The sequence below is a fragment of the Streptomyces sp. NBC_01476 genome, assembly GCF_036227265.1.
GTDB lineage: Bacteria > Actinomycetota > Actinomycetes > Streptomycetales > Streptomycetaceae > Actinacidiphila.
This window is the reverse complement of sequence record NZ_CP109446.1, coordinates 757583-779313: the sequence shown is the minus strand read 5'-3', so window position 1 is coordinate 779313 and position 21731 is coordinate 757583. Positions and strand designations below refer to the sequence as shown.

The window sequence follows — 21731 nt, the reverse complement described above, 5'->3', positions numbered from 1 at the left end:
CGCGGTTCACTGCGCCGAAGCACCCCGCGACGACTCCGACGCGACACCCACCGCGGCGGCGTACTGCGTCACCACCAGCTTGCCGACCGCCGGGTACGGGCCGAGCGCGTCGGCGCCCGAGCAGCCGGCCTCGGCCGCGGCCGTGTGCAGCAGCTGGGGCGCGATCTCCGGACCGATCAGGTACGGCGCCAGCGCCAGCGTCGTGGACCCGGAGGACCGCAGCTGCTCGGCCGCCGAAGCGATGGCCCCGTCCTCGTCCAGCGCCGCGGCCAGCACCGGCACGGCGAGCCGGGCGGCCAGCAGCAGCCCGGTCACCCCGGCGGCCTGTGCCGCCTCCTCGCCGCCCACGGTGGCCAGGATGATGCCGTCGGCCGCGGTCGCCACGGTGAAGAGCCGGGCCCGGTCGGCGCGGGCCAGGCCGGCCTCGGAGAGCCGCACGTGCACCGCCTCGGCGAGCAGCGGGTGCGGGCCGAGCACGTCGGTCAGCTCCACCTGCGCCTTGCTGTCGGCGATGGCCTGCCGGATCCGGCGCAGCACGGACGCCTCAGGACCGGCCAGCAGCGGCACCACGACCGCTGAGGTGTCCTCTCCGGGGCGATCGGCGGCCACCTGGTCGAGAATGCCGCGCAGCCCCGGGAACTCGTCCTGGTCGCCCTCCTCGCCGTCGACGAAGGCTATCCGGGGATCGAGGCCGGACAGTTCGGAGCGGGCGATGCTCACGACCTCCTCGGCCAGGCTGAGCGCCGCGGCCGTCGGGGTCCCGGGGACGGCAAGGACAAGCACCGGCGCGCCCTCGGGCGCCGAGAGCGCCTCCGGCCGGCGGTGGCGTCCGGGCTGTTGACGCGGCGTGCGAACGGGGAGGCCGGGAGGGGGCCCTGGTGCAGTGCTCATGGCGACGCATGCTAACGCCTTACGGCGCCTGCGCGTTCGGGCGGGTACGAGGTGGGTCAGACCTGTCCAGAAGTGTCCGTTTCACCGGTGACGTTCGGTCATCGGACGAGTCTGAGCAGTACCGGATCCACCGGCAGGGTGAGCTCTCCGCGGTGCACCGCGCCCGCGATCAGCAGCGCGCCGTGCAGCGGATCCCCGGCGGCCGGCACCAAAGTCGCCTCCGGCAGCAGCCACTCCGCCTGGTCGCGCAGCGGGCCCAGCAGCGGCTCGCCCAGCTTGAACAGGCCGCCGGTCAGCGCCACATCGACCGGCCCGGGCCAGGGCCGTACCGCCGCCGCCGACTCCAGCATGTGCGCCGCCGCCCGGCGCAGGATCTCCGACGCCACCGGGTCCTCGTGCGCGCAGCGCGCCACCTCGGGGGCGAAGGAGGCCAGCACCGCGGGGCGGTCGGGCCGCGGGTACAGCTGCCCGGGCAGTGACTCCACCGGCCCGAACATCGCCTCCGCCCGGGCCAGCAGCGGCCGTGAGCCCCTGGCCCGCCCGTCGTGGGCCCGCAGCGACGCCTCCAGGCCCGCCCGGCCGATCCAGGCGCCGCCGCCGACGTCACCCAGCAGATGGCCCCAGCCGTCCGCCCGGCGCCAGCCTCCGCCGTCGGCCGCGGTACCCAGCGCGATCATGCCGGTGCCGGCCGCGACCACCACGCCGGGCCGCAGCCCGAGCGCGCCCGCGTACGCCGTCACCGCGTCGCCCGCCAGGGCCACTTCCGCGACCCCCAGCGCCTCGGAGAGGCCCTGCGGCAGCCTCGCCCGCAGATCGTCGCCGAGCGAGGCCATACCGGCCGCTCCGACGCAGGCTGCGCCGATCCGGCGGGCGCCCGCCGCACGCATCAACTCCCGGGCCCGCGGCACCACGAGGTCCAGCAGGCTCGCCGCGTCGATGCCGCGCTCGCCCACCACGGCGGGGGTGTCGCTGCGCGCGGGAGCGGTCGCCTGCGAGCCGTCGGCGCGGGCCAGGGCCACGCGCACGCCGGAGCCCCCGGAGTCCACCCCGAGCACCCAACAGTCCTCGGGGACCGCTTCCGGCTTCACCTTGGCCGCGCCCCTCAGCCGAACCCGCGGGAATCCTGCTTGAGGGCGGTGTCCACGGTGAGCGCGGAGGCCACCACCATGCTCAGCAGCGGGTCGGCGAGCGGGCGGTGGATCTGCAGCACGTAGTTGTCCGCCGTGGTGAACATGGTCTTGGCCAGGCCCTCCCACGTCTTGGTGATCCGGGCGATCTCGGTCTCGGTGTGGTCCACGATCGCGAAGTTCCAGGCCCGCCAGTTCTCGGCCTTGATGGCACCGATCTGCCGGCCGTCGTACATCAAGCCGAACTTGATCTTGCCGAAGGCGTTCTGCTGCACGATCTCGCCGAGCGGCTCACCGTTCGGCCGCTGCACCAGCACCTTGGACTTGACGAACTTCGCCGGCCGGGTCAGCACCAGCTGCGGCCGGCCGTGGGCGTCCCTGACCTCCAGCTTGTGGGTGAGGAACTGGTCCACGCTGGAGACGAAGCGCAGCACCTTCTTCGCGGTGCTCTGGCCGACCTCGACCACCGAGCCGAGGGTCTGGCCGTTCTGGTCGAAGACCGTGTACTCATTGACGAGTTCGATCAGCTTGGCCTTCTGGTTCACCACCAGGATCGGCTCGGTGAAGAGCGTGCCGCCGCCGTAGCCGCCGGGGGTGATGCCGGCCTGCTGCTGCACCTGCCGCTGAACGCGCGCCGGGTCGGGCGCCCCGCTGACGTTCACCTCCCAGGCACTGCCGCCCTCCTGCTTCTGCATCCCCTGGCCGGGCTGCTGGGGGACCTGTCCGGGGTTGGTGTGCTCGGTCCACCGGGTGCCGTCCCAGTACCGGAGCAGATTCGGAGTGCCTTGCGGGTCGGCGTACCAACCCGCCGGGGTATTGGAATGCGTCGTCACCCGGGCAGACTACCGTGGGGCGCCGGTCAGGGGAGCTGCCAGTTCACCGGCTGCGCCCCCTGCCGCACCAGCAGCTCGTTGGCCCGGCTGAACGGCCGGGAGCCGAAGAAGCCCCGGTCGGCGGACATCGGCGACGGATGCGCGGACTCGATGGCCGGCAGCTCGCCGAGCAGGGGGCGCGCGTTGCGTGCGTCACGCCCCCACAAGATGGACACCAGCGGGCGGCCCCGGGCGGCCAGCGCCCGGATCGCCTGCTCGGTGACCTGCTCCCAGCCCTTGTCCCGGTGCGCCGCCGGCCGCCTGGGCGCGGTGGTCAGCGCCCTGTTGAGCAGCAGCACACCCTGCCGGGTCCACGGCGTGAGATCGCCGTTGGACGGCCGGGGCACGCCGAGGTCGGTGCCCAGCTCCCGGTAGATGTTCTCCAGGCTGCCCGGCAGCGGCCGGACGTCCGGGGCCACGGAGAAGCTGAGCCCCACCGCGTGCCCGGGCGTCGGATACGGGTCCTGGCCGACGATGAGCACCCGCACCTCGTCGAACGGCTGCTGGAACGCACGCAGCACATTCGGTCCCGACGGCAGATACGTACGCCCCGCGGCGATCTCCGCGCGCAGGAAGTCGCCCATGGCGGCGATCCGGTCCGCCACCGGCTCCAGCGCCTTGGCCCAGCCCGCTTCGACGGTCTCGTGCAATGGTCGTGCAGTCACGGTCCGTCACTCTACTGGGTCAACACCCGTGCTCCGTACGGGCGTCCGCGATCCGGTCGGTGCCGGGAGCTCAGCGTGCGGGGCGCGCGTACGCCCTGGCGTACTGCGGCGGTACGGCCGCCGCGGACGGCGCGCCGAGTTCGTAGGCCGCCCGCAGCGGCCAGGACGGCTCCCGCAGCAGCGCGCGGGCCAGCAGGACGGCATCGGCCTGGCCGGTGGCGAGGATCGTCTCGGCCTGATGCGGCTCGGTGATCTCGCCGACCGCGGCGACCGGGAGTTCGGTCTCGGCCTTGACCCGCGCCGCGAAGGGCACCTGGTAGCCGGGGCCGGCCGGGATGCGGACACCGGCCACGTTCCCGCCCGTCGAGACGTCCAGCAGGTCGACCCCGCGCACCAGGAGTTCCTTGGCGAAGCGGACGGTCTCGTCCGCCGTCCAGCCGGCCTCCTCCAGCCAGTCGGTCGCCGAGATGCGGAAGAACAGCGGGAGTTCGGCCGGCCAGACCGCGCGGACCGCGTCGACCACCTCCAGCGCGAGGCGGATCCGGTTCTCGAAGGCGCCGCCGTACCCGTCGGTCCGGTGGTTGCTGTGCGGGGAGAGGAACTGGGCGATCAGATAGCCGTGGGCGCCGTGCACCTCGGCCACCTGGAAGCCCGCGGTCAGCGCGCGCTCGGCGGCGGCCGCGAACTGGCCGACCACCTCGGCGATCTCGTCCGTGGTCAGCTCGTGCGGGACCGGATGGCCGTCGGCGAAGGGCACCGGGCTGGGCGCGACCGCCGGCCAGCCGTGCGCGTCGGGCCCGACCGGGGCGCCGCCCCGCCAGGGCGCGTCGGTCGACGCCTTGCGCCCGGCGTGGGCGAGCTGGACGCCGGGGATGACGCCGTGCTCCTTGAGGAAGCGGGTGATCCGGCTGAACCGCTCCACCTGGTGGTCGTTCCAGATGCCGAGGTCGTAAGGGCTGATCCGGCCCTCCGGGCTGACCGCGGTGGCCTCGGTGAGGATCAGGCCGGCGCCGCCCACCGCGTGCGAGGTGTAGTGCTGGAAGTGCCAGTCGTTCGGGGCGCCCTGCTCATGGCCCTCGGGGAGCGCCGAGTACTGGCACATCGGCGCCATCCAGACACGGTTCCGCGCGGTCAGGGACCGCAGGGGGATGGGCTCGAACAGTGCGCTCACGGCACGCTCCTCGTCGGCAGGGCTCGGGAATGGCATTCCTACGATAAGCGCCGTAGTACGGTGAACGTCAAACTACGAGATGCATCGTAATATGACGTTCATGACCTCCCCGGCGCGTCCGCCCACCGCCTCCGCCCAGCCCGGCCGGGCACTGGAGCACCCGGCCGCCGCGGACATCCGGCTGGAGGAGGTGCTGCACGCGCTCTCCGACCCGATGCGGCTGACCGTGGTCCGCCGGCTGGCGGGCGGCGGCGGGGAGCTGTCCTGCTCCGACGTACCGCTTCCGGTCACCAAGTCGACCACCACCCACCACTACCGGGTGCTGCGGGAGGCCGGGGTGATCAGCCAGACCTACCGGGGCACGTCCAAGATGAACGCCCTGCGGCGCGCCGACCTGGACCGGCTCTTCCCCGGTCTGCTGGACCGGGTGCTGGAGGCCGCCGACGCCCAGGCCGGACGGCTCGGCGAGGAGCTCGGGCCCGGCGGGCCGTGAGGCGGACGGGCCCGCTTCAGTGCGAGGGCGACAGCTCCGGGAGCGCGTCACCGCTGCCGTCCTCGGCCTCGGGGCCGGGCCGGGCGCTCCCGGCCTCCTCGGGCGGCGCGCCGGCCGTCCACGGCAGGCCGTAGCGCTGGAAGAGTTCCGCCCGCAGCCGGGCCACCGGCATCGGCGCGCCCGGCAGCAGCAGCGCCACCGTCGCCCCCATCAGCAGGGCCCGCAGCAGCCGGTACTCCTCCTCCGGGTCCGCCGCGCCCCAGGCCAGCACCGATCCGCGCAGCAGCGAGGCGAGTTGCTGCTGCTCGGGGCACTGGATGAAGCCCTCCTCCTGGAGGATCGAGGCCATGTGGGTGCGCATCAAGGTGGTGTGGGTCTGGGTCAGCGTCAAAATCGCGTCGATCGCCCGCGCCAGCTGCTCCTGCCCGTCGTCGCTGCGCGGCTCGCGCTCCAGCGCCTGCGCCAGTTCACGGGCCATCAGCCGGTGCACCGCGGACTGCAGCAGCGCGCGCTTGCCGGAGAAGTAGTAGGAGACCAGGCCGCGGGCGCTGCCCGCGCGCTTGGTGATGTCGGCGAGCGTGGTGGCCTCGTAGCCGCGCTCCTCGACCAGTTCCACCGTCGCCTGCAGCAAGCGCTCCCGGGAACGCTGACGCATCGCTTCATTGACCGATGCGCTGCGAGGGGACATCATTTACTCCTGCGTTGACTGGCTCCGAGCCAATATACTCAGCGCGGCCCGCCGAGCCATGCCCGGTGGGACGGTGACGGGCGGCGGACCCGGCGACGCGGGGGATCGTCGGGTCCGGTGCCCGTTCGTCGTCCATGCCGCCGGCCGGTCATGTGAGCGCGTGCAGCCCGGGACCGAAGGCGATCAGCAGCGGTACGGCGGGTGCCAGCAGCGCGAGCACCGTCACGCGCAGCCTGCGGCCCACGGTCAGCCGGGGCGCGCCGTCCAGCAGCCTGTTCACCCGGCCGGGCAGCGCGGCCAGCGGCGCCGGGCCCGGCCCGAACACCCCGCGCTCCTCGTTCAGTTCCACCAGGGCGAGCGCGGTGGTCAGCCGGCCGAAGCGGCGGGAGGCGGTGTCGTCGGCGGCCAACTCCACCAGGTGGTGCACCTGGTCGCGGAAAGCGGCGAAGACCGGCACCTGCGGGAAACCGCCGGCCAGCGCCCCCGAGCAGTGCAGCAGGACGTCGTGCCGGGCCCGGGCGTGGCCTTGTTCGTGCGCCAGCACCGCGTCGAGGCTGCGGCCCTTGAGCCGGCGCAGCGCTGCCGTGGTGATCACCAGTTGCGGCTCGGCGCCGGACAGCCACCAGGCGTCGGTGCGGGGGTCCTCCAGGACCACGAGGCGCTCACCGGCCGGCACGTCCTCACCGGGCAGCCGGGGCGCGCGGGTGCGCAACTCGCCGCGCCGCTGCCGGCGCCTGGCCCGCGCGACCCGTACCTCACGGGTGAGCATCGCCGCCGTCCACAGTCCGCACAGGGCGAGACCGATCGCCATGCCGCCGGACCACCAGCCGTACTCGGCGAGCCCGTAGGCGTCCACCACCCCGCGCGGCGCGAAGGCGAAGACATTCCCGCGCACGGCGGCCCAGGCGGCCGACGCGGTGAGCGCCATCGCCAGCACGCAGCACAGCAGTACGGCGGCGACCACGCACTGCCAGACCCACAGGGCGAGCACCGGCTCGCGCTCCGGCCATTCGGCACGGGCGAGCAGTCGCGGCGCCATCGCCGCCGCCAGTGCGCCGAGAATCAGCAGCACGAACGGGACCGTCATACGGTCACCCTAGGAGCCGCCGGTGATCGCGCGGTACGAGACCGCATCCGATGTGACGCATGACTCACACCTGACTCACGCCTGCCCCACACCGCCCGCGGGCGGTCCCCGCCGGGCCGTCCGCTACAGCGCCAGAAGCATCGCGAACATGCCCAGTGCCATCGACACCCGGCAGGCCATCGCCACCTCGGGAGCGTCCCGCAGCGGGACGGTGCCGCGGGCCGCCGGTATCGGGGGTATCGCGGACACGGCCGCCGTCCGGCCGGCCGTTCCGGGGACCAGTGCCATGCCGGTGCGCAGCACGTACCCGGCGAAGTAGAGCAGCAGCGCCCCGGTCAGCAGCGGCACCCCGGCGTCGAGATGGGCCGTGTGCCCGGCGGCTCCCGAGCCCGCCGCGGCCATCGCCACCGCCATGTAGACCATCGCGCCGGAGCAGACCGCGTGGTGGACGCGGTGCGGGGCACGGCCGGTCAGGGAGTACACCCCGGCCAGCGTGAAGACCGCGGCCAGTGCGGCGGCGCCCCAGGGTCCGGGGTCGAAGAGGGACATCGGTACCGCCATCACCGCCATGCCGGCGCCGGTCACCGCTTCCGCCTTGGCCTCCCGGCGCAGCAGACAGGACGCGGTGACCGCGACGCCGAGTGCGACGAGCAGCCACGCCACCATCGGTGTTCCGTGCATCGGGCCTCCCCCGTCCGTACCCCTGGCCGTACCCCCGGATCGCAGCGTCCCGCGAAGGACGATCCGCGGAAGGCTGCCCAGCGACGAGGGTGCACACCCGGGCGCGCGGGATCACTCGGGGGAGTGCACCGTGCTGTTCCGCGCTCCCGGGCCCAGTGGGGCGGAGGCGGACCGGGGCGGCTTCGGCCCGGTCCTTGCGCTCCCGGTGCCGCCTGCCCGCTGCGTCACCGCCACGCACACCAGCACCGCCACGGCGGCGGGCCAGGTCGCTGCGGCCAGCTTCTCATTGAGCAGCGCGGCCGACCAGACCAGTGTCATGACGGGTTGAGCCAGTTGCAGCTGGCTTGCCCGCGCGACCCCGATCAGGGCCATGCCCCGGTACCAGACCAGCAGCCCCACGAACTGCGACACCACAGCCACCCAGACCAGGCCGCCCACCGACTCCCCGGTCAGCCGGACCGGCTCCGCCAGGAGCGAGCACGCCGCGGCCGGGACGGTCAGCGGCAGTACGCCGACCAGCGCCCAGCCGACCACCTGCCAGCCCGGCATCAGCGCCGCCAGCCGGCCGCCCTCGACGTATCCGGCCGCGCACACCAGCAGCGACGCGAAGAGGTAGCCGTCCCCGGTGGTCGGCGCCCCGCCGCTCTCGGCGAGCGAGAAGCCGACCACCACCGCGGCGCCCGCCACCGCCGCGGCCCAGAACATACGGGAGGGGCGGGCGCCGGTCCGCAGCGCGCCCAGGGCCGCGGTGCACAGCGGGAGGGCCCCGACCACGACCGCCGCGTGCGAGGTGTCGGTGGTGCCCAGGGCGAGCGTGGTCAGCAGCGGGAAGCCGATGACCACCCCGGCGGCCACCACCGCAAGTCCCGGCCAGTGCGCGCGGGCCGGCACCCGGGCCCGCCCTGCGGCAAGGAAGACCCCGGCGACCGCCACGGCCAGGACCGCCCGGACGGTGACCGTCGACCAGGGGCCGAAGCCGCTCAGCGCCCAGTGCGTGGAGGGGAAGGTGAGGGAGAAGGCGGCGACGCCCAGCGCGGCCAGCGCGGTGCCGCCGACCGCTATCCGACTGCTCGCGGTAGCGCTATCTTGTGCTCTCATGAATGACGATAGCAGTGCCGCCGCGCTGGCCGGATCGCTGCGGAAGGAGCTGGACCGCTACCCGCCCGACGGGAAACTCCCCTCCAGCCGGGTGCTCGTCGAGCGCTTCGGGGTGAGTCCGGTGACGGTCTCCCGCGCGCTGGCCGCGCTCGCCGCCGAAGGCCTGGTCGTCACCCGGCCCGGCGCCGGCACCTATCGGGCGGCCGAACCCGCCGGCCGGCCGCGTACGGTCGACACCTCATGGCAGCAGGTGGCGCTCACCGCCGAGGACCCCGACGCGGCACCGCGGGTGGTGGACGCCTCCGCGGTACTGGCCACCCTCGCCGCACCACCGCCCGGCGTCATCGCCTTCACCGGCGGCTATCTGCACCCCTCCCTCCAGCCCGAGCAGGCGCTCGGGGCGGCCCTGGCCCGGGCCGCCCGCCGTCCCGGCGCCTGGGAACGGCCCCCCGTCGAGGGCCTGGCCGCGCTGCGTGCCTGGTTCGGCCGGGAGGCCGGCGCCGGGCCCGCGCAGGTGCTGATCACGGCCGGCGGCCAGGCCGCGCTCACCACCGCGCTGCGCGCCCTCGCCCCGCCCGGCGGCGCGGTCCTGGTCGAGTCGCCGACCTACCCGGGTGCGCTCGCCGTCGCCCGCGCGGCAGGACTGCGGCCGGTGCCGGTGCCGCTGGACGCCGACGGGGTCCGCCCCGACCTGCTCGCCGACGCCTTCGCGGCGAGCGGCGCCCGGGTGTTCCTGTGCCAGCCGCTCTTCCAGAACCCGACCGGGGCGGTGCTGGCGGCCGGCCGCCGCCGGCGGGTGCTCGACCTCGCGCACGCGGCGGGCGCCTTCGTGGTCGAGGACGACTTCGCCCGCCGCCTCGGCCACGGCGGTCCGCTGCCACCCCCGCTGATCGCCGACGACCCCTACGGCACCGTGGTGCATGTCGCCTCGCTCACCAAAGCGACCTCGCCGAGCCTGCGGATCGGGGCGCTGATCGCCCGCGGGCCGGTGGTGGAGCGGCTGCGGGCGATCCAGGTGGTGGACAGCTTCTTCGTGCCGAGGCCGCTCCAGGAGGCCACCTTGGAGCTGGTCGGCGCGCCCGCCTGGCCGCGCCATCTGCGGGCGGTCGCGGCCGGCCTGAGGGAGCGGCGTGACGCGATGCTGGCGGCGCTGCGCCACCGGCTGCCCGCGCTCGTCCCGGACCCGGCGCCGTCGGGCGGCTACCAGCTGTGGCTCCGGCTGCCCGACGGCACCGACGAGACCGCGCTGACCACCGCGGCCCTGCGCAGTGGCGTCGCGGTGGCCGCGGGCCGCCCGTACTTCCCCGCCGAGTCCCCGGCCCCCTACGTCCGTGTCACCTTCGCCGACACCACCGGCGCCGAGGAGATCACCGAAGGCGTCCGCCGGTTCGCCCTCGCCCTCGCTCTCACCGGTGAGGGCGAGGGCACCCACTCCGGGCGGTACGGCTAGCCTTTTCGGCATGGAAACCGCCGCCGCTCAGCCCACCTTCCGGCCCGCGACCCTCGACGACGTGCCCGCGCTCGTCGACCTGATCGAGTCCGCCTACCGCGGCGACGCCAGCCGGGCCGGCTGGACCACCGAGGCGGACATCCTGGAAGGCCGGCGGACCGACCCCGAGGGCGTCGCCGCCGTCATCACCAAGCCGGACAGCCGGCTGGTCGCGGTGGAGCACGGCGGCACGCTCGTCGCCTGCTGCCAGCTCGAACACCGCGGCAGCCACGCCTACTTCGGGATGTTCGCGGTACGCCCCACCCTCCAGGGCGCGGGCCTGGGCAAGCTCATCATCGCCGAGGCGGAACGCTTCGCCCACCAGGAGTGGGGCGTCGCCGAGATGCACATGACGGTGATTTCGGTGCGTGAGGACCTGATCGCCTGGTACGTCCGGCGGGGCTACGTCCGCACCGGTGAGACGAGCCCCTTCCCCTACGGACAGGAGCGGTTCGGCCTGCCGACCCGCGACGACCTGGAGTTCGAGCTGCTCACCAAGAAACTCAGCTGACGCCTGCTGTGACGGTGTGCCGGGTGGGGGTCAGAGGCGGCCGGCTTCGGTGATGCGGCGGAGGAAATCACGGGTGCGCGGCTCGGCCGGGGCGCCGAACACCTCGGCGGGGGTGCCCCGTTCCAGGACGACCCCGGCGTCCAGGAAGCACACCTGGTCGGCGACCTCGCGGGCGAACGCCATCTCGTGGGTGGCGATCACCATCGTCATGCCCTGCTCCTTGAGGTCCCGCACCACCGCCAGCACCTCGCCGACCAGTTCGGGGTCGAGCGCCGCGGTGATCTCGTCGAGCAGCAGCAGCCGGGGCCGGGTGGCGACCGCCCGCAGCAGGGCCACCCGCTGCTGCTGGCCGCCGCTGAGCCGGTCCGGGTACTCGCCCGCCCGGTCGGCCAGCCCCAGCCGGGCCAGCAGCTCCCGCGCCTCCTGCTCGGCCCGCTCCCGCGGCACCCGGTGCACCCGGCGCGGGGCCAGCGTGATGTTCTCCAGCACCGTCATGTGCGGGAAGAGGTTGTACGCCTGGAAGACCACACCGATCCGGCGGCGCACCGCGTCCTGGTCGGTCCGCGGGTCGGTGATCTCCTCGCCGTCGAGGAAGACCGCCCCGTCGTCGACCTCCTCCAGCAGATTCACGCAGCGCAGCAGCGTCGACTTGCCGGAGCCAGAGGCGCCGATCAGCGCGGTCACCGTGTGCGGGGGCACCGCGAGATCCACGTCGGCCAGCACCACCGCGGAGCCGTACGTCTTGCGGACCGCGTCGAGCCGCAGCACCGGCTCCGCGGCGAGGCCCGGCGAGGGCAGCGGCCGGTCCCGCGCGGCTGTCCGGTCCTCGCCGAGCGGCTCGCTCTTGGAGAGCGGATCCGCGCTCATACCGCGCCTCCTTGCGACTGCCGCCGGTTCATCCGGGCCGCCACCCAGTCGGTGAACCGCGTCATCGGGATGGTGATCGCCACGAAGATCAGCCCGGCGATCACATAGGGCGTGTAGTTGAAGCTGCGGCTGGCGGTGATCTGCGCCGCGTACACCGCGTCGACCGCGCCGCCGATGGACACCAGGCCGGTGTCCTTCTGCAGCGACACCAGGTCGTTGAGCAGCGCCGGCACCACCCGCCGCACCGCCTGCGGCAGCACCACGTACCGCATCGTCCGGGCACTGCTCAGACCGAGCGAGCGGGCCGCGGCGCGCTGGCTCGGGTGGACGCTCTCGATGCCCGCCCTGAAGACCTCGGCCACATAGGCGGTGTAGGTCAGGCACAGGGCGAAGCCGCCGAGCAGCACCGGGTCGGTGGTGACACCGCTCAGCCGCAGCGCCGGGATGCCGAACACGCTGATCAGGATGCAGATGATCAGCGGCAGCCCGCGGAAGAAGTCCACGTAGGCGGTGGCCAGGGCACGCAGCGGGAAGAGCACCGGGCCGCGCAGCGTACGCAGCAGTGCCATCAGCAGCCCGGCGGCCAGGACGACCGCCCCGCAGACCGCGAGCAGCCGCAGATTGAGCCAGAGCCCTTCCATGACCGGAGCGAAGGACACCCGCGCGTAGTGCGCGCTGAAGAAGGTCTCGCGGGTGCGCTGCCAGCCGGGGGAGTTGACGATCAGCTCGTAGAGCGCGAAGGCGGTCACCGCCGTGCTGACCCCGGCCACCAGGTAGGAGCGGCGGGTGCGGGCCCTGCGGTAGCGCTCGCGCTCGATCCGCCGCGCCGACGGGCGGTAGACCTCCGGCGGCGCGGACCCGTCCCGTACGGTCATCGCCTGACCCGCCCGCGACGGTCGCGCCGGGTCACTTGAGCACCGGTGCGTCGACCGCGTCGGAGAGCCACTGCTTCTCCAGCGCGGCGAGCGTGCCGTCCGAGCGCAGCACGGTGACCGCCCGGGAGACGCACGGTGTCAGCTTGCTGCCCTTGTCCAGCACCAGTCCGAACTGCTCGGGCGTGCCCCCGGTGGAGTCGAACTGCCCCACCACCTTGGCGTCGGTGACCTCGGCGCCGGTGATGTAGAAGGCGGTCGGCAGGTCCACCACGATCCCGTCCACCTGGCCGTTCTTCAGCGCGGCCACCGCGAGGTCGTTGCGCTGGTAGACGGCCGGCTGCTTGGCCGGCCGTACGACGTCGGTGATCACGTCCAGGCTGGTGGTGCCCACCTGGGCGCCCAGCTTGGCGTTCTTCAGGTCGGCGATGGAGTGCGCCCCGAAGATCTTCGAGCCCTTGGGCGCGACCAGTGCCTGCCGCACGTCGTAGTAGCCGGGCGAGAAGTCCACCGACTTCTTGCGGTCGGCGTTGATGGACACCTGGTTGATGTCGAAATCGAAGTTCTTGACGCCGGGAGCGAAGGCGCTGTTGAACGGCACCTTCTGCCAGACCACCTGGCCGGCGGCGTAGCCGAGCTGCTTGGCCACCGCGTAGGCGACCGCCGACTCGTAGCCCTTCCCGTTCGACGGCTTGTCGTCGGAGAACCAGGGGTCGTAGGCGGGGTTGTCGGTGCCGACGGTCAGCTTGCCTGCCGCGTGGGTGGCGAGCGACGCGGGGGAGCAGGCGGCGGCCGACGGCGAGCCAGCGCCGGACGCGCCGGACGCGGTGGCGGGGGACGACGGGGCGGCCGGGGCGGAGTCGTCGTCCTGGGGCGAGCAGCCGGCCAGGGCGAGCGCGAGCAGGGCGGCCGCGGCCAGGGCGGCGCGGCTGGGGGACAGCTGGATCGCGGGGCGCATGGCGGGACCTTGGCACCAGGTGGGCGGATCTGTCCACGTGATTCGGTCTGTTGTCCGGATGCCGGACCATTGTGTCCGCGGTGTTGCGGACCGGTCCGGTCCGGTGCCCGGCCGGCGGCACGGCGGGTGGCACGGCGGGTGGCGGCGATCGCCGGTGGGGCGTCACCGGTGGGCCGTCGCTGGTGGGGTGTCACCGGTGAGGCGGCACCGCTCAGGTCGCGGCCCGGGCTTTACACGGCCGGTTCGGCCGGCAGGTCGGTGGCGGCGCCGTCCAGGCCGAGCGCGCGGGCCACCGCCCACTCCTGCGCGGTGTTGACGGTCCAGGCCATCACCTTGATGCCCGCTTCGTGGCAGCGCCGCACCGTGTCGAGGTTCAGCTGCCGCAGATCCAGGCTCACCAGCCGGGCGCCCACCGCCTGGGCGCGGGGCACGATGTGCGGGCCCAGTTCCTCGGCGACCAGCACCGTGGCGACCTCGGGCAGCAGCGTGCGGATCTCGGCCAGCGCCTCGTCGTGGAAGGAGAGCACGCTCACCCGGCCGGTCTCGCCGCGCTCGCGGAGCACCTCGGCGAGTACCCGGGCGGCGGCCACGTCCTTGATCTCGGCCTGGAGGGGCCGCGACACCGTGTCCAGCACCTCCTCGAAGACCGGCACCCGCTCGCCCAGCCCGGCGTCCAGGCCGCGGATCTCGTCCAGCGTGAGCTCCCGGATCAGCCCGCTGCCGTCGGTGGTGCGGTCCACCTCCGGATCGTGCATGACGATCAGCGCGCCGTCCTTGCTCAGATGCAGATCGAGCTCGATCTGGTCATGGCCCGCCTGCTCGGCACGGCGGAAGGAACGCAGGGTGTTCTCGGGCTCGGCGCCCATGACCCCGCGGTGACCGACGGTGAGGAAGCTCATGCCCGGAGCCTAGCGAGCGCAGGCGTCCGCGGGCCGAACGTGCCGTGACGCGTCGGCGTCCGCCGCCGCTGCCGCCAGGGGTTCAGTTCCGTCCCGCCGTCGGCGGAGGACGCAACATTTAGTGAGCCATTCGGGTTTGAGCCGGGAGGAATTGCGGTTGGCGGACCATACGGCAGGATGTTCTCCATGGGGCCGCCTTGATGTGGAGCCAACGGCATGGATACGGTGGCTTGACGACAGTTTCTCTTGTGGAGGTGGGTCATGACTGAAGTTCTTTCGCCGCGGACGCCGGGCAAAGGCGAGATATCCGGCGAGGACATCATCGACCACCCCCAGTGGGCGGTGCTGAAGCAGGCGGTCGAGGCCATCAGGCCCTGGCAGTCCAAGGACGGCTCGATCGACTTCGAGGCCGAGGGCGCGCCCAGCCGGGATGACGCCGCCCGCACCCTGGGACGCGTCGTGGACGCGGTCGAGCAGCTCGCCCCGCTGCTCCCGCACGACGCCGCCTACCACCAGGCCCTCGTCGCCGACCTGCGCCGCTGGTCCGACGGCGGCTTCGGGGTGCCGGACTTCCTCGACTCCCTGCTGGCCTTCCAGCCGGCCGCCGACCGCCGGGACGGCCTCCAGCACCTGGTGCTCTTCCCGATGTACACCCAGAACGGCAACCCGGACCGCAACCTGGAAGCCGTCGCGCTGCGGGTGGTGTGGCCGCAGTGGCTCGCCGAACTGGAGCGCACCCGGTACGACAACCCGCTGTTCGTACCGATCACCTTCCAGGACTTCACCCCGGGGTACGACACCAACTCCGCGGTCCTCTTCCCCGAGACCGTCGCCGTCCGTGAGGCGCCCTCGCGCTGGACCTGGGGCGCGATCTTCTGCGACCGCGAGGCGGCCCGCTTCCGCGCGGTGACCGAGGCCGCCGTGGACACCCTCGGGCTGAAGCTGCCCGAGGAGGCCGCCAAGCTGGTCCAGGACCAGGACCTCGCGGAGCAGACCTTCGTGCTCTGGGACATGATCCACGACCGCACCCACAGCCACGGCGACCTCCCGTTCGACCCGTTCATGATCAAGCAGCGGGCGCCGTTCTGGATGTACGGCCTGGAGGAGCTGCGCTGCGACCTCACCTCCTTCCGCGAAGCGGTCAAGCTCCAGGCCGAGGGTCACCCGATGGGCCTGGGCGTCCAGTACGCGATCCTCTTCGACCGGCTCTTCCGCTTCCCGGTCACCGGGGCCCGCACCCGCAACTACGACGGGCTCGGCGGACAGCTGCTCTTCTCGTACCTGCACAAGCACGACGCCGTACGCTGGACTGACAACACCCTGCGCATCGACTGGGAGCGCGCACCGCAGGTCACCAACCAGCTCTGCGCGGAGATCGAGACGCTCTACCGGGACGGCATCGACCGGCCCAAGCTCGTGCACTGGTTCGCCGCCTACGACCTGGTGGCGACGTACCTCTCCCCGCACCCCGGCTCGGTCTGGGCCAAGGGTCCCGAGGCCCTGGACCTGTCGCTCCCGCCGCGCAAGCTGGTGGACGACGTGCTGCCGGACGAGTTTCCGCTCAGCATGTTCTACGAGGCCCTTGCGAAGAAGCTCCGTGAAGTGATCGCCTCGACCAAGGGCATCACCGGCGACAGCGCGGTGCGGAGCGCCGCGTGACCGGAGCAGCCGAGGAGGCGGACATGACGACCGACACGTACACCGGCGGTCTTGACGGCGCGGTGATCGCGGTGGCGGGCGCGGGCGGGCCCGCCGGGCGCGCGGTACTGCAGCGGCTGGCCCGGGCGGGCGGCCATGTGATCGCCGCCGACGCCGACCCCGAGCGGCTCGCCGAGTCCGTGGACGCGGCCCGTTACGACGCCGGCGGCGCCGACATCACCGGGGAGATCGTGGACCTGCTCGACCTGGAGGCCACCGAGGACTGGGCCGGCCGGATCGAGAAGGACCACGGCCGGGTCGACGGTCTGGTCCACCTGGTCGGCGGCTGGCGCGGTTCCGCGTCCTTCCCGGAGACCGACCTCGCCGACTGGGATGTCCTTCACAAGCTGCTGATCCGTACCGTCCAGCACACCTCGCTCGCCTTCCACGACGGCCTGATGCGCAGCCCCGGCGGCCGCTATGTGCTGATCAGCGCGTCCGGCGCCAGCAAGCCCACCGCAGGGAACGCCGCCTACTCCGCCGCCAAGGCCGCGGCTGAGGCCTGGACGCTCGCCCTGGGCGACTCCTTCCACAAGCTGAGCGGTGACGGCGCGCTCTCCGCGGCGGCCACTGTTCTGGTGATCAAGGCGCTGGTGCACGATGAGCTGCGGGCCCAGCGCCCGAACGCCAAATTCACCGGCTTCACCGACGTGACCGACCTCGCCGAGGCCATCGCGGAGATGTGGAACCGGAGCCCTACGGAAGTGAACGGGACCCGACAGTGGCTGACGCCCCGACCGTGACAGAACAGCTCGCCTCGGACGCCGTACGGCGTCACGATCCGCAGGTCCGCGGATTCGCCAGTGACAACTACGCGGGGGCGCACCCCGAAGTCCTCACCGCGCTCGCCCTCGCCAACGGCGGCCACCAGGTCTCCTACGGCGAGGACGCGTACACCGCCCACCTCCAGGAGGTCTTCCGCGGACACTTCGGGCCCACCGCCGAGGTGTTCCCGGTCTTCAACGGCACCGGCGCCAATGTCACCGCGCTCCAGTCGGTCACCGAACGCTGGGGCGGGGTGATCTGCGCCGAGTCCGCCCACATCAACACCGACGAGTGCGGCGCCCCCGAGCGGGTCGGCGGCCTGAAACTGCTCACCGTGCCCACCCCCGACGGCAAGCTCACCCCCGGACTGATCGACCGGCAGGCGTTCGGTTTCACCGACGAGCACCGGGCACAGCCGCAGGTGGTCTCGATCACCCAGACCACCGAACTCGGCACCTGCTACACGCCCGAGGAGATCAAGGCGATCTGCGACCACGCCCATGAGCTGGGCATGGCGGTGCATCTGGACGGCGCCCGGCTCGCCAACGCCGCCGCCTTCCTCGACGTCCCCGCGGCCCGTTTCACCACCGAGGCGGGGGTCGACATCCTCTCCTTCGGCGGCACCAAGAACGGTCTGCTCTTCGGCGAGTGCGTGGTCGTGCTCAGTCCTGAGCGGGTCCGCGCGATGCCGTACCTGCGCAAGGCCGGGATGCAGCTCGCCTCCAAGATGCGCTTCGTGTCGGTGCAGTTCGAGGCGCTGCTGGCCGGTGACCTCTGGCTGCGCAGCGCCCGGCACGCCAATGCGATGGCCCGCCGGCTGGACCGGGCGGTACGGCAGATCCCCGGTGTGCAGGTCGTGCGGCCGGTGGAGTCCAACGCGGTCTTCGCGGTGCTGCCGCGCGAGGTCAGCGAACGGCTGCAGAAGCGCTACCGGTTCTACTTCTGGAACGAGGCCACCGGCGAAGTGCGCTGGATGTGCGCCTTCGACACCACCGAGCAGGACGTGGACGGCTTCGCCGCGGCGATCGCGGAAGAGCTGCAGGAGTACGCGCTCTGACGAGCATGGACCACGTGACGGGCCAGTGGCTCGCCGGGGAGCGGCGCATGCCGCGGGCCCCGGCGGGCCACCGCGGCCGGCCGGGGCGCGGTGGGACTCAGGCCGTCGCGCGCTTCAGCAGCAGGTACATCTCGCAGCCGAGGCAGTACGCGAACGCCGCGTTGAGGAACGCGGCGGCCAGGGCGCACGCGGTCGCCGCGGTACCCAGCCACTGCGGGCCGACGAGGTAGCCGATCACGCCGATCACGGAGAAGACCAGCCCCACCGCCTGCGCGAAGCGCGGGGGCGCGGCGTCCTCGGTGGCCGGCGGCGGGCCGAGCCGGGGCCGTATCAGCGTTCGGAACACCCAGCCGTACGGCGAGTTCTGCACACCGGCGCCCGCGCCAACGGCGAAGAACACCGCCTGCACCAGCAGCAGCCAGCCACTGCCGGTGATCAGCGCGACCGCCAGCACCACGGTGGTGAGGGCGGCGCCGAAACGCGGCCCCCGGACATCGATCTCCATGGGGAAATCATCACGCAGACCGGACCGCGTGTGTGCCCCGGGAATCATTGCGGTCACGTGAACGCTGCAAACCTATTGACCGCGGTGCGGTGGTGAGGACCGCGCGCGGGTAGGCAAGTGACCGGATACAAGCAGGGACGACCAAGCGGATGGCGGGGCGATGACCGGACTGATCGTGTGCCTGGCCGTGCTCGCCGCAGCGAGCGTCTACGGCGTCGTGCACCGGCGCAAGGACGGGAGGGTCCGGGTGCGGGCGAAGGACGGCGACGAGCGGCTGACGGCCGGCGACCTCGGTGAGCCGCTGGGGGAGCGGGCCACGCTGGTGCAGTTCTCCAGCGCCTTCTGCGCCCCCTGCCGGGCCACCCGGCGGGTGCTGGACGAGGTCGCGGGCATGGTCCCGGGGGTACGGCACGTGGAGATCGACGCCGAGGCGAACCTGGAGCTGGTCCGGCGGCTGAATGTGCTCAAGACCCCCACGGTGCTGGTGCTCGCCGCGGACGGTTCGATCGTCCGCCGGGCGGCGGGCCAGCCGCGGCGCGCGGACGTGATCGCCGCGCTCGGCACCGCCGTGGAGCCGGTGTGACCCGTACCACCGCGGATGCGGCCCGGGCCGGCGCATCCCCGACAGGAGCGGGCCGGCGCGCTCCAGGAGGCATCAGGCTCGGAGGCGTCCGGTGACCGCGATCATCGACCTCGGCTCCGTGGCGGGGCAGCCGGAGGACTCCGGCTTCGACCCGGCGCGCTTCCGTTCCGTCTTTCGCCGGCACGCCGCCGGTGTGGCCGTGATCACCGCCATGGGCGCCGGCGGCCCGGCCGGCTTCACCGCCACCTCGCTCACCTCGGTCGCGGCGCAGCCCCCGCTGCTCTCCTTCGGCATCAGCGTGACCTCCTCGTGCTGGCCGACCGTGGCCCAGGCGGACTTCGTCGGCGTGCACATACTCGGCGAGCACCAGGAGGCGCTGGCCGCCGTCTTCGCCCGCAGCGGCGCCGACCGCTTCGGCCCGCCCACCGCCTGGTCGGTGGGACCGCACGGTGTCCCGCTGCTCGACGCCGTCTCCGCCTGGCTGGTCTGCCGCGTCGAGGCCCTGGTGCCGGCCGGTGACCACCGGCTCGTCATCGCCCGGGCGGTGGCCGGTGACCCGGACGGTCCCGGCGGCCCGCTCCTGTACCACCAGGGCGACTTCCACCGGCTGCCGAGCTGATCACCGGCTGCCGCGCCGACCACGGGCTGCCGCGCCGACCACGGGCTTCGCGGGCGTCGGGCAGGTCACAGTGCGAGAACCTTGCGGATGGGTAATAGGCTCTGTGTACTGACGAGTAATATTCCGGTCGGGGCGGTTGCCGCGTCCTGGCCGGGGACCGCCACCGCAGGCGCCTATGCTGCCGTTACCGGGGCAGTTCACGAAGACGTGTACGACGAAGCAGTAGGAGACCAGGCGTGAGCTTGAGGATCGTAGTCGCAGTGAAATATGTGCCCGATGCCACGGGTGACCGTCACTTCGCCGAGGACCTGACCACCGACCGTGACGCGGTCGACGGCCTGCTGTCGGAGCTGGACGAGTACGCGGTGGAGCAGGCGCTGCAGATCGCGGAGGCCGCGGACGACGCGGAGGTCACTGCGGTGACGGTGGGCCCGGAGGACGCCAGGGGTGCGGTGCTCAAGGCGCTGCAGATGGGTGTCGCCAAGGGTGTCCACGTGGAGGACGACGCCCTGCACGGCACCGATGTGATCGGTACGTCGCTGGTGCTCGCCAAGGCGATCGAGCACATCGGCTACGACCTGGTCGTGACCGGTATGGCCTCCACCGACGGCACCATGGGTGTGCTGCCGGCGCTGCTGGCCGAGCGGCTCGGCGTTCCCGGTGTCACTCTGCTCTCCGAGGTCGCGGTGGCGGACGGCAAGGTCACCGGCCGCCGTGACGGTGATGTGGCCAGCGAGCAGCTGGAGGCGTCGCTGCCCGCGCTGGTGTCGGTCACCGACCAGTCCGGTGAGGCCCGTTACCCGTCCTTCAAGGGCATCATGGCCGCCAAGAAGAAGCCGCTGGAGTCGCTGGACCTGTCCGATCTGGGCATCGACCCGGCCGAGGTGGGCCTGGCCGGCGCGTGGACCGCGGTCGACGACGCCACCGCGCGCCCGCCGCGGACCGCGGGCACGATCGTCAAGGACGAGGGCGAGGGCGGCAAGCAGCTCGCGGAGTTCCTCGCGAGCCAGAAGTTCATCTGACCGGGACCGGGTTGTGGGCCCCCGCGCCGCCGGCCGGCGCGGACGGGCCCGGCCCGGGCACCGGACGCCCCCCGCCCCGCAGACCTTTCGCAGGAGTGCATTCTCATGGCTGAAGTCCTCGTCTACGTCGACCATGTGGACGGTGCCGTCCGCAAGCCGACCCTCGAACTGCTCACCCTGGCCCGCCGGATCGGCGAGCCGGTCGCGGTCCACCTCGGCCCCGGCGCCGACACCGCGGCCGCGGTGCTCGCCGAGCACGGCGCGGTGAAGGTGCTCACCGCCGACGCGCCCGAGTTCGCCGACTACCTCGTGGTGCCCAAGGTCGACGCCCTGGAGGCCGCCGCCAAGGCGGTGTCCCCGGCCGCGGTCCTGGTGCCCTCCTCCGCCGAGGGCAAGGAGATCGCCGCCCGCCTCGCGCTGCGGCTCGGCTCCGGCGTCATCACCGACGCGGTGGACCTGACCGCGGGTGACAGCGGCCCGGTCGCCACCCAGTCGGCGTTCGCCGCCGCCTTCACCACCAAGTCCCGTGTCAGCAAGGGCACCCCGGTGATCACCGTGAAGCCCAACTCGGCGCCCGTCGAGCCCGCCCCCGCGGCCGGCACCGTCGAGCAGCTCGCGGTGACCTTCGGGCCGCTGGCCACCGGCACCAAGGTGGTCCAGCGCACCGAGCGCAAGGCCAGCGGGCGCCCGGAGCTGACCGAGGCCGCGATCGTGGTCTCGGGCGGCCGGGGTGTCAACGGCGCCGAGAACTTCTCGGTCATCGAGCAGCTGGCCGACTCGCTCGGTGCGGCCGTCGGCGCCTCGCGCGCCGCGGTGGACGCCGGCTGGTACCCGCACAGCAACCAGGTCGGCCAGACCGGCAAGTCGGTCTCGCCGCAGCTGTACATCGCCAACGGCATCTCCGGCGCGATCCAGCACCGGGCCGGCATGCAGACCTCGAAGACCATCGTGGCCGTCAACAAGGACGCGGAGGCCCCGATCTTCGACCTGGTCGACTTCGGCGTCGTCGGCGACCTCTTCCAGGTCGTCCCGCAGCTCACCGAGGAGGTCAAGGCCCGCAAGGGCTGAGACCGCCCGGCCGCGGCGGCCCCCGCCCCACCCCGCCGGGTGGGC

Annotated in this window: 24 protein-coding genes; 10 read left to right on the top strand and 14 right to left on the bottom strand. The window is 73.1% G+C overall.

What is annotated here, in order from left to right; all coding sequences use genetic code 11:
- Positions 1–6: 6 nt before the first annotated feature.
- From OG552_RS03410 to OG552_RS03390, 5 genes are all read right to left on the bottom strand, one after another.
- Positions 7–891, bottom strand: a complete 885-nt coding sequence (locus OG552_RS03410; RefSeq protein ID WP_329129453.1) for a sirohydrochlorin chelatase — start codon at positions 889–891, stop codon at positions 7–9.
- Between the two features lie 98 nt (positions 892–989).
- Positions 990–1979 carry an N-acetylglucosamine kinase gene (locus tag OG552_RS03405; protein WP_329129451.1) on the bottom strand — a complete coding sequence of 330 codons (990 nt, stop codon included), beginning with the start codon at positions 1977–1979 and terminating at the stop codon, positions 990–992.
- Between the two features lie 14 nt (positions 1980–1993).
- Positions 1994–2851, bottom strand: a complete 858-nt coding sequence (locus tag OG552_RS03400; RefSeq protein WP_329129450.1) for a phospholipid scramblase-related protein — start codon at positions 2849–2851, stop codon at positions 1994–1996.
- A 26-nt stretch (positions 2852–2877) separates the two neighbouring features.
- Entirely contained in the window at positions 2878–3555 is a 678-nt protein-coding gene (locus OG552_RS03395; RefSeq protein ID WP_329129449.1) for a uracil-DNA glycosylase, read from the bottom strand.
- Between the two features lie 70 nt (positions 3556–3625).
- Positions 3626–4726 carry an NADH:flavin oxidoreductase/NADH oxidase gene (locus OG552_RS03390; protein ID WP_329129447.1) on the bottom strand — a complete coding sequence of 367 codons (1101 nt, stop codon included), beginning with the start codon at positions 4724–4726 and terminating at the stop codon, positions 3626–3628.
- A 91-nt stretch (positions 4727–4817) separates the two neighbouring features.
- Between OG552_RS03390 and OG552_RS03385 the strand changes: the two genes are divergently transcribed.
- Positions 4818–5219 carry an ArsR/SmtB family transcription factor gene (locus tag OG552_RS03385; RefSeq protein WP_443070862.1) on the top strand — a complete coding sequence of 134 codons (402 nt, stop codon included), beginning with the start codon at positions 4818–4820 and terminating at the stop codon, positions 5217–5219.
- A 16-nt stretch (positions 5220–5235) separates the two neighbouring features.
- Here the strand turns inward: OG552_RS03385 and OG552_RS03380 are convergent, their stop codons facing one another.
- The 4 genes from OG552_RS03380 to OG552_RS03365 form a co-directional block, all read right to left on the bottom strand.
- Positions 5236–5907: a TetR/AcrR family transcriptional regulator gene (locus OG552_RS03380; protein ID WP_329129444.1), complete on the bottom strand. Its 672-nt coding sequence runs from the start codon at positions 5905–5907 to the stop codon at positions 5236–5238.
- 148 nt (positions 5908–6055) lie between these two features.
- Positions 6056–6994, bottom strand: a complete 939-nt coding sequence (locus tag OG552_RS03375; RefSeq protein ID WP_329129442.1) for a M56 family metallopeptidase — start codon at positions 6992–6994, stop codon at positions 6056–6058.
- Positions 6995–7117: 123 nt separating this feature from the next.
- Complete coding sequence (locus tag OG552_RS03370) at positions 7118–7675, bottom strand: DUF5134 domain-containing protein (protein WP_329129440.1); 558 nt, start codon at positions 7673–7675, stop codon at positions 7118–7120.
- A gap of 111 nt (positions 7676–7786) precedes the next feature.
- Complete coding sequence (locus OG552_RS03365; protein ID WP_329129439.1) at positions 7787–8773, bottom strand: DMT family transporter; 987 nt, start codon at positions 8771–8773, stop codon at positions 7787–7789.
- On the opposite strand from OG552_RS03365, the gene OG552_RS03360 reads away from it, so the two are divergent.
- Positions 8772–10223, top strand: a complete 1452-nt coding sequence (locus OG552_RS03360) for an aminotransferase-like domain-containing protein (RefSeq protein WP_329129437.1) — start codon at positions 8772–8774, stop codon at positions 10221–10223. The two genes, OG552_RS03365 and OG552_RS03360, sit on opposite strands and share 2 nt — an antisense overlap.
- Before the next feature lie 10 nt (positions 10224–10233).
- Entirely contained in the window at positions 10234–10773 is a 540-nt protein-coding gene (locus tag OG552_RS03355) for a GNAT family N-acetyltransferase (protein ID WP_329129435.1), read from the top strand.
- A gap of 30 nt (positions 10774–10803) precedes the next feature.
- On the opposite strand, the gene OG552_RS03350 is transcribed toward OG552_RS03355, so the two are convergent.
- The 4 genes from OG552_RS03350 to OG552_RS03335 all read right to left on the bottom strand — a co-directional run bounded on the left by OG552_RS03350 (position 10804) and on the right by OG552_RS03335 (position 14369).
- The gene (locus OG552_RS03350) at positions 10804–11640 is read right to left on the bottom strand and encodes an amino acid ABC transporter ATP-binding protein (protein ID WP_329129433.1); all 837 of its coding nucleotides are present in this window, start codon (positions 11638–11640) and stop codon (positions 10804–10806) included.
- Complete coding sequence (locus tag OG552_RS03345; RefSeq protein ID WP_329129432.1) at positions 11637–12515, bottom strand: amino acid ABC transporter permease; 879 nt, start codon at positions 12513–12515, stop codon at positions 11637–11639. Before OG552_RS03345 ends, OG552_RS03350 begins: the two co-directional genes overlap by 4 nt.
- A 31-nt stretch (positions 12516–12546) precedes the next feature.
- Entirely contained in the window at positions 12547–13470 is a 924-nt protein-coding gene (locus OG552_RS03340; RefSeq protein WP_329129430.1) for an ABC transporter substrate-binding protein, read from the bottom strand.
- Positions 13471–13700: 230 nt separating this feature from the next.
- Entirely contained in the window at positions 13701–14369 is a 669-nt protein-coding gene (locus tag OG552_RS03335; RefSeq protein ID WP_329129428.1) for a glycerophosphodiester phosphodiesterase, read from the bottom strand.
- A 261-nt stretch (positions 14370–14630) separates the two neighbouring features.
- On the opposite strand from OG552_RS03335, the gene OG552_RS03330 reads away from it, so the two are divergent.
- The 3 genes from OG552_RS03330 to OG552_RS03320 are packed head-to-tail and all read left to right on the top strand — an operon-like array spanning position 14631 to position 17889.
- Entirely contained in the window at positions 14631–16028 is a 1398-nt protein-coding gene (locus OG552_RS03330) for a DUF6421 family protein (protein ID WP_329129426.1), read from the top strand.
- Between the two features lie 23 nt (positions 16029–16051).
- Positions 16052–16810: an SDR family oxidoreductase gene (locus OG552_RS03325; protein ID WP_329129425.1), complete on the top strand. Its 759-nt coding sequence runs from the start codon at positions 16052–16054 to the stop codon at positions 16808–16810.
- On the top strand, positions 16789–17889 hold the full coding sequence (locus OG552_RS03320) for a threonine aldolase family protein (protein ID WP_329129424.1): 1101 nt from the start codon (positions 16789–16791) through the stop codon (positions 17887–17889). Before OG552_RS03325 ends, OG552_RS03320 begins: the two co-directional genes overlap by 22 nt.
- A gap of 97 nt (positions 17890–17986) precedes the next feature.
- Here the strand turns inward: OG552_RS03320 and OG552_RS03315 are convergent, their stop codons facing one another.
- Positions 17987–18394 (bottom strand): DUF4395 domain-containing protein, encoded by a 408-nt coding sequence (locus OG552_RS03315; RefSeq protein ID WP_329129422.1) that lies wholly within the window; start codon positions 18392–18394, stop codon positions 17987–17989.
- A 160-nt stretch (positions 18395–18554) separates the two neighbouring features.
- On the opposite strand from OG552_RS03315, the gene OG552_RS03310 reads away from it, so the two are divergent.
- The 4 genes from OG552_RS03310 (at position 18555) to OG552_RS03295 (ending at position 21686) form a co-directional block, all read left to right on the top strand.
- Positions 18555–18977 (top strand): thioredoxin family protein, encoded by a 423-nt coding sequence (locus OG552_RS03310; protein ID WP_329129420.1) that lies wholly within the window; start codon positions 18555–18557, stop codon positions 18975–18977.
- A gap of 91 nt (positions 18978–19068) precedes the next feature.
- The gene (locus tag OG552_RS03305; protein WP_443070861.1) at positions 19069–19596 is read left to right on the top strand and encodes a flavin reductase family protein; all 528 of its coding nucleotides are present in this window, start codon (positions 19069–19071) and stop codon (positions 19594–19596) included.
- Between the two features lie 236 nt (positions 19597–19832).
- Positions 19833–20618: an electron transfer flavoprotein subunit beta/FixA family protein gene (locus tag OG552_RS03300; protein ID WP_329129418.1), complete on the top strand. Its 786-nt coding sequence runs from the start codon at positions 19833–19835 to the stop codon at positions 20616–20618.
- A 105-nt stretch (positions 20619–20723) separates the two neighbouring features.
- Positions 20724–21686, top strand: coding sequence for an electron transfer flavoprotein subunit alpha/FixB family protein (locus OG552_RS03295; RefSeq protein ID WP_329129416.1), 963 nt, complete (start codon positions 20724–20726; stop codon positions 21684–21686).
- Positions 21687–21731 lie beyond the last annotated feature (45 nt).